Origin of the sequence: Faecalibacterium sp. I2-3-92, from assembly GCF_023347315.1 — a bacterium.
GTDB classification, from domain to species: domain Bacteria; phylum Bacillota; class Clostridia; order Oscillospirales; family Ruminococcaceae; genus Faecalibacterium; species Faecalibacterium duncaniae.
This window is the reverse complement of sequence record NZ_CP094470.1, coordinates 622,930-635,805: the sequence shown is the minus strand read 5'-3', so window position 1 is coordinate 635,805 and position 12,876 is coordinate 622,930. Positions and strand designations below refer to the sequence as shown.

At 55.9% G+C, this 12,876-nt stretch carries 14 protein-coding genes, 1 tRNA gene and 1 rRNA gene; 8 read left to right on the top strand and 8 right to left on the bottom strand.

Translation table 11 applies throughout. The features are described from left to right. The first annotated feature begins 111 nt into the window (after positions 1–111). On the top strand, positions 112–357 hold the full coding sequence (locus MTP42_RS02965; protein WP_005936452.1) for an IreB family regulatory phosphoprotein: 246 nt from the start codon (positions 112–114) through the stop codon (positions 355–357). A 45-nt stretch (positions 358–402) separates the two neighbouring features. Here the strand turns inward: MTP42_RS02965 and MTP42_RS02960 are convergent, their stop codons facing one another. Both MTP42_RS02960 and cysK read right to left on the bottom strand, forming a co-directional pair. Next, positions 403–1,344, bottom strand: a complete 942-nt coding sequence (locus MTP42_RS02960) for a tRNA dihydrouridine synthase (RefSeq protein WP_249257934.1) — start codon at positions 1,342–1,344, stop codon at positions 403–405. Between the two features lie 90 nt (positions 1,345–1,434). Then, positions 1,435–2,367 (bottom strand): cysteine synthase A, encoded by a 933-nt coding sequence (gene cysK / locus MTP42_RS02955; protein ID WP_005936447.1) that lies wholly within the window; start codon positions 2,365–2,367, stop codon positions 1,435–1,437. Between the two features lie 281 nt (positions 2,368–2,648). On the opposite strand from cysK, the gene MTP42_RS02950 reads away from it, so the two are divergent. Both MTP42_RS02950 and MTP42_RS02945 read left to right on the top strand, forming a co-directional pair. Then, a complete protein-coding gene (locus MTP42_RS02950; protein ID WP_156060034.1) occupies positions 2,649–3,080 on the top strand; it encodes an RrF2 family transcriptional regulator in 432 nt (143 codons plus the stop codon). 273 nt (positions 3,081–3,353) lie between these two features. Then, the gene (locus MTP42_RS02945) at positions 3,354–3,572 is read left to right on the top strand and encodes a hypothetical protein (protein WP_249257933.1); all 219 of its coding nucleotides are present in this window, start codon (positions 3,354–3,356) and stop codon (positions 3,570–3,572) included. Between the two features lie 199 nt (positions 3,573–3,771). On the opposite strand, the gene MTP42_RS02940 is transcribed toward MTP42_RS02945, so the two are convergent. Beyond that, positions 3,772–3,847: transfer RNA gene (locus tag MTP42_RS02940), tRNA-Pro, on the bottom strand. A 203-nt stretch (positions 3,848–4,050) separates the two neighbouring features. Between MTP42_RS02940 and MTP42_RS02935 the strand changes: the two genes are divergently transcribed. The 5 genes from MTP42_RS02935 to MTP42_RS02915 all read left to right on the top strand — a co-directional run bounded on the left by MTP42_RS02935 (position 4,051) and on the right by MTP42_RS02915 (position 10,003). After that, positions 4,051–5,709, top strand: a complete 1,659-nt coding sequence (locus tag MTP42_RS02935) for a glutamine--tRNA ligase/YqeY domain fusion protein (RefSeq protein WP_249257932.1) — start codon at positions 4,051–4,053, stop codon at positions 5,707–5,709. A 24-nt stretch (positions 5,710–5,733) separates the two neighbouring features. Beyond that, complete coding sequence (locus MTP42_RS02930) at positions 5,734–5,886, top strand: hypothetical protein (protein ID WP_005936439.1); 153 nt, start codon at positions 5,734–5,736, stop codon at positions 5,884–5,886. Between the two features lie 63 nt (positions 5,887–5,949). Continuing rightward, entirely contained in the window at positions 5,950–7,026 is a 1,077-nt protein-coding gene (locus MTP42_RS02925; protein WP_249257931.1) for a leucine-rich repeat protein, read from the top strand. Next, positions 7,010–8,452, top strand: coding sequence for a vWA domain-containing protein (locus tag MTP42_RS02920; RefSeq protein WP_249257930.1), 1,443 nt, complete (start codon positions 7,010–7,012; stop codon positions 8,450–8,452). The genes MTP42_RS02925 and MTP42_RS02920 overlap by 17 nt, the downstream gene beginning before the upstream one ends. 12 nt (positions 8,453–8,464) lie before the next feature. Beyond that, complete coding sequence (locus MTP42_RS02915) at positions 8,465–10,003, top strand: AAA family ATPase (protein ID WP_249257929.1); 1,539 nt, start codon at positions 8,465–8,467, stop codon at positions 10,001–10,003. 124 nt (positions 10,004–10,127) lie between these two features. Here the strand turns inward: MTP42_RS02915 and MTP42_RS02910 are convergent, their stop codons facing one another. From MTP42_RS02910 to rrf, 5 genes are all read right to left on the bottom strand, one after another. After that, entirely contained in the window at positions 10,128–10,796 is a 669-nt protein-coding gene (locus tag MTP42_RS02910) for a hypothetical protein (protein ID WP_249257928.1), read from the bottom strand. Continuing rightward, positions 10,793–11,122: a PadR family transcriptional regulator gene (locus MTP42_RS02905; protein ID WP_005936428.1), complete on the bottom strand. Its 330-nt coding sequence runs from the start codon at positions 11,120–11,122 to the stop codon at positions 10,793–10,795. The genes MTP42_RS02910 and MTP42_RS02905 overlap by 4 nt, the downstream gene beginning before the upstream one ends. Before the next feature lie 308 nt (positions 11,123–11,430). Beyond that, positions 11,431–12,099, bottom strand: coding sequence for a DUF1287 domain-containing protein (locus tag MTP42_RS02900; protein ID WP_249257927.1), 669 nt, complete (start codon positions 12,097–12,099; stop codon positions 11,431–11,433). Positions 12,100–12,265: 166 nt separating this feature from the next. Continuing rightward, a complete protein-coding gene (locus MTP42_RS02895; RefSeq protein ID WP_249257926.1) occupies positions 12,266–12,430 on the bottom strand; it encodes a hypothetical protein in 165 nt (54 codons plus the stop codon). Between the two features lie 242 nt (positions 12,431–12,672). Next, positions 12,673–12,789, bottom strand: a 5S ribosomal RNA gene (rrf, locus tag MTP42_RS02890). Between the last annotated feature and the right edge of the window lie 87 nt (positions 12,790–12,876).

The window sequence follows — 12,876 nt, the reverse complement described above, 5'->3', positions numbered from 1 at the left end:
AATTCCAGCTTGGAATCTTGAAGTCAGCGTTCATTTCGTGTACAATGGGCTATAAGTTCCAATGACCTCTCGGAACGGAATGCGAGAGGGATACCGAAGGGGGTGCATTGCGTGGGCGACGCGACTGCTATTTTTTCGATCCACGACAAAAAGGACTACGAGATTCACGAGATCGTACAGCAGGTGTACGATGCATTAAAGGAAAAGGGCTACAATCCGGTCAATCAGCTGGTGGGCTATATCCTGTCCGAAGATCCCACCTATATCACCACATACAAGGGAGCCCGCTCCCTCATCCGCAAAGTTGACCGTGACGATCTGCTGCAGGCCATGCTCCGCAGCTACCTGAACGTCTGAGCCGCGCTTACACAAGTCCGCTGCCTCGCAGGAGGCGGCGGGCTTTTATTTTGGCCAGCAGGCAAAGATCTGGTTCACCACCGTCTCATACTCCCAGCCTTCCCGGGCCTTGCGCAGGGGCTTTTTCAGTGCGTCGGCCCCATCGAAAAGATGGATGAGGTAGAACCAGTGGGCCTTCATCCGGCTCACGGCACAGCTGGCCATCCCAAAGGCTTCGGTGTAGCCGTGATAAAGCTCATCATGGTAGCCGCGCAGTTCTTCCCGGGAAGCGGCAGGGCCGCCCACAGCCTTGCGCAGAAGAGCAGGGTCTGCAATGAGGCCCCTGCCCACCATGATGCCCGACAGTCCCGGAAATGCCGCTTCCAGTGCCCGCAGGTCATCCACAGTGGTCACATCGCCGTTGTAGCAGACCGGAACAGTGCAGGCGGGCAGGTAGGCAGCAAAGGCTTCCCGGTCGGCCTGGCCGCGGTAGAGCTGTTTCATCACCCGGGGATGGATGGTCAGCTCGCAGAGGGGGTATTTGTTGTAAACGTTCAGGATCTCCCCGAACTCCTCCGCCCGGGCCACGCCCAACCGGGTCTTGACCGACACCGGCCCGCCTGCCTGCGAAAAAACAGCGTCCAGAAAGGCATCCAGCTTCTGCGGGTCCCGGAGCATTCCGGAACCCTTGCCCTTGGCTGTCACGGTGCCGGAGGGACACCCGAAGTTCAGGTTGACCTCGGTATAGCCCATCCGGCGCAGTTCCCCGATCATCCAGGCCGCAAGTTCGCCGTCCTTTGCCAGCAGCTGCGGGATGACCTGCACCCCCGGGTTGGCCGCCGGTTCCAGCTCAGCCATCTTCTTTTTGATGAGCACCCGGTTCTCCGGCGGCGAGAGAAACGGCGCATAGTACCGCACCGGAGCCTCCGGTGCACCGAACCAGCGCTGGTGGGCCTGCCGCCAGATGCGGTCTGTCAGCCCCTCCATCGGGGCGTCGTAGTAGTTCATAACAGTTCTCCTTGGAATTGATGGGTTTATTGTAGCACAAAAAAAGCCGCCGCGCAAAAATTTCTGCGCAGCGGCTTGTGGGGTTACAGCTTATTCAGCAAACAGCGGGGTGGACAGGTAACGGTCGCCGGTATCGGGCAGCAGGGCAACGATCTTCTTGCCTGCGTTCTCGGGGCGCTTTGCCAGCTCCAGCGCAGCCCAGACCGCTGCACCGGAAGAGATCCCCACCAGAACGCCTTCCTTGTGGCCGATCAGACGGCCGGTCGCAAAGGCATCCTCATTGGTCACGGTGATGATCTCATCGTAGACCTTGGTATCCAGCACATCCGGCACAAAGCCCGCGCCGATGCCCTGGATCTTGTGCGCACCTGCAACGCCCTTGCTCAGCACAGGAGAGGAGGCAGGCTCCACAGCCACGACCTTGACATTGGGGTTCTTGCTCTTGAGGTACTTGCCCACGCCGGTAACAGTGCCGCCGGTGCCAACGCCAGCCACAAAGAGATCGACCTGACCATCGGTGTCCTCCCAGATCTCAGGGCCGGTGGTCTCGATGTGTGCCTGCGGATTGGCAGGGTTCACGAACTGGCCGGGAATAAAGGCGTTGGGGATCTCCTTTGCCAGCTCATCCGCCTTGGCAATGGCACCTTTCATGCCCTTTGCGCCCTCGCTCAGGACCAGCTCTGCGCCGTAAGCCTTCATCAGCTGGCGGCGCTCCACGCTCATAGTCTCGGGCATCACGATGATGATGCGGTAACCCTTGGCAGCGGCCACAGCGGCCAGACCAATGCCGGTGTTGCCGGAGGTAGGCTCAATGATCACGGAACCGGGCTTCAGCTTGCCGGTGGCCTCGGCATCGTCGATCATCTTCTTGGCAATGCGATCCTTGACAGAGCCGGCGGGGTTGAAGTATTCCAGCTTGGCCAGAACGGTGGCCTTCAGGTCTGCTTCCTTCTCAATATGGGTCAGCTCCAGCAGCGGAGTGTGGCCAATCAGCTGATCTGCGGAAGTGTAAATCTTGCTCATAGTAAAAGTCCTCCCTCTGCGGGCGCAGGGCCCGGGATGTTATTCTGACGCATTCCATATTCCCTGTAAACCAACATGGTTTGTAGGTTTGATGGTATTATAGTCCTCTTTTCCCCCTTTGTCAATGGAAAAACGAAAAAGCGATTGAAAAGTTACAAACCCTGTTGTATAATAGGTTTGTTAATGAGAAGAGGACAACCCCACCATCCATGCCTGCGCATTGCCGCCCCTGACTGGGCCGCTGGCGCAAAGCGTTTGAGGGGTTGATAAGGAGAAAAGCTATGATCGTTTCAACCAAGGGCCGTTACGCACTGCGCGTAATGATCGACCTGGCCGAACACCAGGCGGAGCGGTATGTGCCGCTGAAGGAGGTCGCCGAACGGCAGGAGATCTCGGAAAAATATCTGGAAAACATCCTGAAGGTGCTGGTGCAGAACGGCTTTCTGGAAGGTCTGCGCGGCAAGGGCGGCGGCTACCGGCTGACCCGCACCCCCGACCAGTACACCGTGGCAGAGATCCTGCTGCTGACCGAGGGCAGCCTTGCCCCCGTGAGCTGCCTTGTGCCCGGTGCTCCCGCCTGCGAGCGGCTGCCCAACTGCCGAACCTATGCGATGTGGAAGGGCCTGAACGACATGATCGCCGACTACTTTGGCAAGATCACTCTGGCCGACCTCGCCGCACCCGATCAGGCGGGGAATGATTATATCATCTAAATGACAGAAACAATACAAAAAGGCACGCTGGTCTCCAACGGATCAGCGTGCCTTTTTGGCTTTGCTGCATATTGGAGCACGAAGAATCCCAAACAGCACCCAGTCAAAAAACGCAAAAGTCCACTTAAAAATCCGCATTATCGGACAGCACATCTGCTAAACTTGCATCACACCAGAAAACATTGCAGGATACAGGAGGTAAATTTTATGAGTGGAGCAGTCTCGTTTGTTTTGGCTCCAAGATTATGATGTACCGTGTCGGCAAGAAACGTCGTGGGTGGTTCTGAACAATTAAAAGGAGATGAGACTGTGTCTAAACAGCAATATGTGGTCAAGATAACCAGCCATTATCAAGACCCTCCCCTGGTACTGGGCAAATATTATTTTGACACTGAGCAGGAAGCCGAAAATTTCATCTCCACACTACGGCCAGCCAGCAAATCATCTGACGCATACCAGATGGCTCTGACTTTTGAGCTATTGGAACTCTGACCATAGATTCAGTACAAAAAACCTTGTTGAACAGTGTAAAGCTGTACAAAGTTCACGGTTCAACTCTGTCTGTTCCGTCAGCAGTTTTTGAGCCAATAGCGCACAAAAGACGCACAAACCAGCATTTTCAGAGCATTTATACAACAAATAAAGCCACGATACAGTCGCCATTTCCGGCGCCGTATCGTGGCTTTTTCCGTGGTCGGAGTGGCGAGACTCGAACTCGCGGCCTCCTGCTCCCAAAGCAGGCGCGCTACCAACTGCGCAACACCCCGTAAAAATGAACACTACCATACTATACCCTTTTTTTGTGCATTCGTCAAGTGCGCAGAATGCGGAAATCTGCCCGGGGCACCGAAAACCACCCTTACTTTGTATTTTTGCCTTGAAGCAGAGCCAAAAATGGTGTATTATAAAGTGTATTGAAAGAAAGTGTAATTCCGGGCTGCGATGCCCTGAAACCAAGGGGGAAACCACTATGGCAGATAAAAACTTTTTGACGGAGATCATCGACGCTGACCTGGCCGAGGGTAAGATCAGCGAGATCCATACCCGCTTCCCGCCGGAGCCCAACGGCTACCTGCACATCGGCAGCGCCAAGGCCATCTACATCAACTGGTCCATCGCAAACCAGTATGGCGGCAAGTTCAACCTGCGCCTGGACGACACCAACCCCGCCCGCGAAGGTGAGGAGTATGTCAACAGCATCATTGAGGATCTGCACTGGCTGGGCGCTGACCCCAACGGCGGCATCTTCTATGGCAGCGATTACTTTGACAAGTGCTACGAGTACGCCGAGAAGCTCATCTTGGAGGGCAAGGCCTACGTGGACGACCTGACCCGTGACGAGATGCGCGAGTACCGTGGTGCCGATGCCGGCAAGCCCAGCCGTCCCTCTCCGTGGCGTGACCGCACCCCGGAGGAGAATCTGGACCTGTTCCGCCGGATGCGTGCCGGTGAGTTCCAGGAGGGTGAAAAGACTCTGCGTGCCAAGATCGACCTGGCCAGCCCCAACATGAACATGCGTGACCCGGCCATCTACCGCATCAAGTATGCTGAACACCACCGCCAGGGCAACAAGTGGTGCATCTACCCCATGTACGATTTTGCGCATCCCATCCAGGATGCCATTGAGGGCATCACCCACAGCATGTGCAGCCTGGAGTTCGAGAATCATCGTCCCTTGTACAACTGGGTCATCGAGAATATCTTCGGCACCGAGTTCCCCAAGCAGCGCGAGTTTGCCCGTCTGAACATGACCAACACCGTGATGAGCAAGCGCTACCTGCGCGAGCTGGTGGAAATGGGCATCGTAGACGGCTGGGATGATCCCCGGATGCCGACCCTGTGCGGCCTGCGCCGCCGCGGCTACACCCCCACCTCCATCTTCACCTTTGTCCGGGAGGCCGGCATCTCCAAGTCCGACAACCTGATCGACATGCGTCAGCTGGAAGCCTGCATCCGCAGTGAGCTGGACCTGACCGCCCAGCGCCGGATCGCCGTGCTGGACCCTGTGAAGCTGGTCGTGGACAACTACCCCGCCGACAAGACCGAATTCTTTGAGGTGGCCAACAACCCCAACCGCGAAGCCAACGATGCCTCCACCCGCAAGGTTGCCTTTACCCGCGAGCTGTGGATCGAGAGCGAGGACTTTGCCGAGGTGCCGCCCCCGAAGTTCAAGCGTCTGACCATTGGCGGTGAAGTCCGTCTGATGGGCGCTTACATCGTCAAGTGTGAGAGCGTGGAGAAGAACCCCGATGGCAGCATCGCCGCCATCCACTGCACCGCCGACCTTGAGACCGGCAACGGCAACCCCACCAATGGCCGCAAGGTCAAGGGCACCATCCACTGGGTCAGCGCTGACCACGCTGTGGATGCTGAAGTCCGCCTGTACGACAAGCTGTTTACCGAGGCCAACATGAACGCCATCCCCGAGGGCAGCGACTACAAGGATTACCTGAACCCCGAGAGCGTTGTGGTGCGCAAGGGCTGCAAGCTGGAAGAGAGCCTGAAGGATGCCAAGCCCGGCGAGAAGTTCCAGTTTGTCCGCACCGGCTTCTTCACCCCGGACAGCAAGAACCCCGGCGTGTACAACCGCGTGGTCACTCTGCGCGACAGCTTCAAGCCTGCAAAGTAAATCCTTTCAAAGGAGTACAAACAGATGAAAAAGCATCTGATCCGGAATGCGATCCTGATGGCTGTTGCCACCCTCATCATGGGTGTGTTCCTCAGCCTGTATATTGCCAATACCGGCACGGTTCCAGCTGCCGACAATGCGGCCGCCTCTACCGCTTCTTCACAGGCCGCACAGTAACCGCATCCCTCCCAACTGCTGCACGGCTCTGCCCGTGCAGCAGTTTTTTTGTTAGGAGACCCTATGTTTATCGATATCATCCCGTTACAGAAGAACACCGCCCGCCTGACCCGTGTTTACGGCGACGCACCCTGTGTGGCCCTTCCCGCAAGCGTACCGGGCCCGGAGGGCGGGGTGCTGGCCATCACTGAGCTAGGGGGCTACTGCTTCTCCGAGAAGCCCAGAAGCCTGCCCGGGGCCGATGCGCTCTGCCGCTATGAAGTCGGCCCGGACGGTACCTGCACCCTTGTGCAGGCCTTTGGCCGCAACCTGACCGGACAGCATGGCCGCTACGACCTCGACTTCGGGGAAGGGGCTGCTGCCCCGGAGGAGCTGCACCCGGTGTGCGGCAATTTCGTGGAGGAGATCATCCTGCCGGACAGCCTGCAGGTCATCGGCAGCTGCGCCTTTTACAACTGCCGCAGGCTGCGGCGGCTCAGTGTGGGAGCCGGCGACCTGACCGTGGGCAGCGACGTGTTCCTGAACTGTTTTGCGCTGGCAGACCTCCTTGTCCGGGCCGCTCCCGAGGAAAAGACCGGCCTGTTCGCCCTTGTGAACAACATCACCGAGGCCGTGCGGGCACTGTTCTGGCTCCCGGGTGAGGCGCGTCCCCAGGCAGGGCTATGGTACCCCGCCTACTGGGAGGACGTGGAGGAAAGCCCCGCCCACATCCTGCTTCACACCTTTTCGGGGCAGGGATATCATTACAGGCAGTGTTTTCTGGATGGAAAAATCCTTTCCGCAGAATATGATGCCATCTTCCCGGACGGCCACGCCGCCGAGGATCAGGGCGTGGCGGCCATGCTCTGCTTCGACCGCCTGCGCTGGCCATGGAACCTGACCGAAAAGGCAAAGGCCCCCTACCGTGAATTTCTGGCCGCTCACACCGGCCTTGTGCTCCAGCGCCTGCTGAAGGCACAGGATACCGACAGCATAAAGGATCTGCTGGCGCTGGATGTGCTGGATGCTGCTGCCTTTGCTGAGGGCGCGGCACTTGCCGCCAAGGCAGACAACGCAGCTGCCGCTGCACTGCTGGCCGACGCAGAGCACAAAAAGAGGGGTTCCGCCCCGAAGAAGCGGAGGTATGATTTTGATTTCTGAAAAAGAAAAATTCTTCGACCCCCGCAAGCCCTTTGCATCCAAACGGCCCGAGACCCACGAGGAGTGGCAGGCCCGGATGGGCGGCGAGGTGCTGGCTGTGGTACGCAGCGGGCTGTACCTCGACTTCCGCTTTCTGGATATGGCGCTCAGTGCCCTGGCCCCGGTACCGGACGAGCGGTGCGGCGTGCTGGCCACAGACGGCGTGAACCTCTATTATCAGCCCAGCGCCCTGCTGCGGCTCTACCAGGAGAACCCAAAATATCTCAATCGGTTGTATCTGCACACGGTATTCCACTGCGTATTCCGGCATCTTTGGCTCAAGGGCAAGCGGGATGCCCGGCTGTGGAATCTGGCCTGCGATATTGCCGTGGAGAACGTGCTGGACAGCCTGAACCGTTCCAGTGTCAAGCGCCCGCTGACCTGGGTGCGCCAGAACGCCTACGCCGCCATTGCCGCGGAGGGCAGGGTGGTGGCCGCTGCCCCGGCTTACCGGTGGCTGGCGGGCCAGACCCCCGGCATTCTGCGCCAGCTGGAGCGGGAATTCTACACCGATGATCACCGCCTGTGGCCCAAGGATGCCCCCGAGCAGCCCCAACAGATGCCCACGCCCCTGCCCCAGAAGACGTGGCAGAAGATCGGTGAGCGGATGCAGACCGAGCTGGACCTGCGGGACAAGGAAGCCGGTGACGGTGCCGATGCCCTGAAGCAGCAGGTCAAGGCCGCCAACCGCAGCCGCCGGAGCTATCAGGATTTCCTGCGCCGGTTCTGCGTGACCCGGGAGGAGGTCCACCTCGATCCGGATGAGTTCGATCTGAACTTCTACACCTACGGCCTGTCGGTCTACGGAAACATGCCCCTGATCGAGCCGCTGGAGACCCGGGAAAGCAAGAAGATCGAGGAGCTGGCGCTGGTCATTGATACCAGCTACTCCACCTCCGGCGAGCTGGTACGGGCCTTTCTGGCCGAAACCTATACCCTGCTGAAAGGGCGGGAGAACTTCTTTCACCGGATAAACCTGCATCTCATTCAGGCAGACAACGCCATCCGGCAGGATCTGCTCATCCGTAACGAAGACGAGCTCATCCATGCCATGAACCACTTTGAGCTGCGGGGCGGCGGCGGCACCGATTTCCGGCCTGCCTTTGAATATGTGAACCAGCTCTGCGCCGAGAAGAAGTTCTCCAACCTGCGGGGCCTGCTCTATTTTACCGATGGCATGGGCACCTACCCGGCCCGCCGCCCGGCCTACGACACCGCATTCCTGTTCCTGGGCGAAAAATTCGACGATGCCAACGTTCCCCCCTGGGCCATGAAGGTGGTTCTGGATGAGGATGAATTTTCAGGGCCAACGGCCCGGGCCGCATCGGCACTGGCCGACGCGCTGGCCGAAGAGGACGACCCTTACCGTGAATTGAACAACTCGTGAGGATGTGAACTTATGAATATCAAACGCGCCAAAGAAGAGATCGAACACACTGTCAAAGCCTACCTGGCCAAGGACACATTGGGTGAGTATGCCATCCCCTCCATCCGGCAGCGCCCCATCCTGCTGATGGGCCCTCCGGGCATCGGCAAGACCCAGATCATGGAGCAGGCCGCCCGGGAGTGCGGCGTGGCACTGGTGGCCTACACCATCACCCACCACACCCGCCAGAGCGCCGTGGGCCTGCCCTTCATCCGGCAGCGCCATTACGGCGACAAGGATGTCTCCGTGACCGAATACACCATGAGCGAGATCATTTCCAGTGTCTACGCCAAGATGGAAGCCACCGGCCTGAAAGAGGGCATTCTCTTCATCGACGAGATCAACTGCGTTTCCGAAACGCTGGCCCCCACCATGCTGCAATTCCTGCAGTGCAAGACCTTTGGCAACCAGGCCGTGCCTGCCGGCTGGGTCATCGTGGCGGCAGGCAACCCGCCGGAGTATAACAAATCCGTCCGCGATTTCGATATCGTCACGCTGGATCGTGTCCGTCGGATGGACATTGAGCCCGACCTGCAGGTATGGAAGGATTACGCCCGCACAGCCCACATCCACAGTGCCATCCTGAGCTACCTCGATCTGCATCCCCAGAACTTCTACCAGATCAACGCCGACGTGGACGGCACACAGTTCGTCACTGCCCGCGGCTGGGAGGATCTGTCCAACCTGCTGGACACCTATGAATCGCTGGACCTGCAGGCAGATGAAGCGCTCATCCGGCAGTATCTCCAGCACCAGAAGATCGCAGAGGACTTCTCTGCCTATCTTGATCTCTATTATAAGTATCGTGATGACTACGGCGTAGAGGAGATCCTGGCCGGTCAGGTCAAGCCTGCCGTTTATGCCCGCCTGCTCAATGCACCGTTTGATGAACGGCTCTCGCTGGTCAGTCTGATTCTGTCCGGTCTGAACACCCGGTTCACTGCTTCCCGGCAGGCCGATGCCGTTGCCGATGCCTGCTACGCCTTCCTGCGGGAGGCCAAACAGGGCTTTTCCACCCTGCCTGCGGACATCCCGGATGGGGAGCTTACCCTGTTCGGTCAGATGGTCACGGACTATGATGCCGAGACCCAGCGCCAGCGTGCCGCTGGTCTGCTGAGCCATGACGCGCTGAATACCCGCCTGCAGGTGTATGCCGCCCTCCGCAGCTGGGATGCGGAGCTGCGCCGCGCCAATGCGGTGAGCACACAGCCCGCCTTTGACCTCCTGCGCACACAGTTCCAGTCCCTTGCCGAGGCCCGGGATCAGGCACAGGAAGCCGCCAGCGCCGCGCTGGAAGCTGCATTTGACTTTATGGAGAATGCCTTTGCCGAAAGCCAGGAGATGGTGGTGTTCGTCACGGAGCTGACCTTGAACCCCGCTTCCCATGCTTTCATCACCGAAAATGGCTGCGACCGCTATTTCCGGTACAACAAAGACCTGCTGCTCGACCATCGCAAGGCCGCGCTGCAGCAGGAGCTTGCCGCCGAAGCCCACCGCCATGGAGGGCAGTAAGCACCCATCATCTGTGAGAAAAGAAGCGCCTCATCCGGGAGAGGATGAAGCGCTTCTTTACTTTGTTCAGGTCAGGGATGAGCTCGTTTTCCATGGCCCGGCAGACGTACATCATAAGGAGGATTCAGATACGTTCTCTCAAGCGTTCATCTTTGCCATACTTCCAAAATTTTATGCCATACAACCCCGCACCCAGCAGGAGGCTGAAAAGGGCATAAGGCAAAATCGGCAGGCGCAGCAAAACAAAAGCTCCAGCGATCCGTGTAAAAAATGCACCTGTTGCATACAGCACTGCAATATAAAGCACCAGCCAGCCGCAGTATTTCAGACGATGCTTGCTTGGCGGAAACCCCGCCTGCTCCATCATCTTCCGGAACAGCCAGCAAAAAGCAGTTATGCAGACCACAAGCTGCATCAAATACCCAAGTGAGAGTTCAAACACCCAGTCCGGAACCACCGGATACAGCAACAGACCCCCTATCCCCCAGCCAAAAAAGAAATACAGTGGTGCCACAAACCAGAAATAATCTCCAGTCCTCAAAGTTTTAAGGCTTGACTTAACCTCCTCAGCAAAGGTTTTTGCATCCTCAATCACGTTGAATAGTTCCTGCCCATTCTCATTGGCCTGCACCGCCATATCGATCAGGTCACTGTATATCAGCTCTACGCCGCACTCATCCCAACTGGTACGCCGCAGATATCGAATAACCTCTCTGATTTGCTCCTGGCTTTTGCTGTTGAGCAGTTTTACGCGCAGACGGTTCGCTCTTCGCATGGTAAAATAGTTGTTCATCTTCTATCCTCCCGAAAAATCTTTTCTACCAAACCGCACAGACGGTTCCATTCCTGTTGAAAATCCAAAAGAGAATCCGTCCCCCTTTCGGTGATCACATAGTACTTCCGGCTTGGTCCCTTGGGAGAAGGTCGCCGCTCCACTGTCACCTTCTCCTGCTGCTCCAGGCGTAAAAGCAGCGGATACAGCGTGCTTTCGCTGATCTCTGCAAAACCGACCTGTTTTAACTGCATCACTATTTCATAGCCATAGGTTGGTTCTTTTTCAATCAGCCGCAGCACGCAATATTCCAATACACCCTTTAGCAGCTGTGCATTATTTTCCAATCTGCTTCCTCCTTTCTATCTACTATGCAATGCGTTGTAGCTTATCTATATTGTATTACATAGTAGTCAGTTTGTCAAGCAGTACGCTATGCGCGGTTTGAACAAACTATATCTTCGCATTTCGGTAATACACAACAAAAAAGCCCTAAGACTTTCATCTCAGAGCTTTCACTTAAGTCGGCGACTACCTATTTTCACGCGCCGTTTCCAGCGAACTATCTGCAGAAGCCCGTATCGTAACCGATATACCGCCCAATAAAGTATGCCCCCCTGCTGCATTGTGCATAACCGTGCAGTAGGACCGCTTTTTATTTTGAAATTCGGTAATGACCCACGATGTCAGTTCGTTTTTCCAGAATGTCCTGCTCGTAGGCCATCTGCCATGGATCATTGTGGTGAATGATATAGGGCACTCCATTTTTATTTCGTCGGTCGGACACGATGCCGATATGTCTTTCGAAGATTACAATATCGCCACCCTGCCATGCTTCTATTTCTGAGACATCTGTGGTCAGGGCAACTGCTGTGTGTGAAAAAAATATATTCAGGTTTCGCACCCGCCGGAAGTCTATGTTTGCATCCGGCTCGGCTACCATATAATCTTGTGGGTGTACCCGGATATCCGCGTCCACAAGCACTTGTAGATCATATCCGGCATATTTCAACGCATAAGCCACTACATCAGTGCACACTCCGTAATTATCGTCAGGATAACCGTTCTCATAGTAGCGGCTTTTGTATTTTGGATGTGTACTCACATAGGCCAGTGCACCGTTCAGAATATCTAACTGGTCATCTACACCGTCATCATCCCGATCCTCGCTACTATGAAGCTGCGGTATCTTGCCCTTATAATCGTCCTCCGGCCTGATTGCCGAGGTATGCTGGTAATGTGTCTGCACATAAAATACAATACTGCAAAATACAAAAAGTACTATCATTATCGCATAATACATTGCTGAATCTTTGCGTGTCATGTCCGAACGCATATTCTCACCCCTTTCTGTTCTGAGAATACCAGTTTTTAGTCCAGTCTGCAATCCTCTAACATATATTCTTTCTCGGAAAATGGTAAAAACAAACCCCCAAGGAATCTCTTCCTCAGGGGTTTTGTTTAAGTCGGCGGACTACATCTATGCCGATTTATTTATGATGGTTTGGTTCACCGGGTTCTGCATGATGACCAGAGTGGTGAGAAGAGGTGGTAGTCTGAACCGAATCATCCGCAGCCTTATCGTTGGTGCTGCAACTGCACAGCACACCCAGCATCAGAACAACCGAAAGCAGTACAAGTATTGCACGTTTCATAATTTAATCCTTTCTGATTTCCTTTCTTCTGTCTAATGTTGAATAAGCGGATCCGAGGTCACTAGATAACACATCATTATAGAATGGGATTGGCCAACCAGCATCCCCAATATCATCATAACATAATGCACGAAAAAATCAAGCAAAAATAGAAACTTTTGGCAATTTCTTTGCCGGTGAAAGAAAATACCGCACAAAAACAACAAACCCCCAAGGAATTTCTTCCTCAGGGGTTTCATGTAAGTCGGCGACTACCTATTTTCACGCGCCGTTTCCAGCGAACTATCTTGGGCACGAGTGAGCTTAACTTCTGTGTTCGGAATGGGAACAGGTGGAACCTCACCGTCATCGTCACCGACCAATATGACTGGTTCAGTATAACATTTCTGCTTTACTTTGTCCAGTATTTCTTAGAAGGACGTGCCTTCAAAACTGAATAATCACTG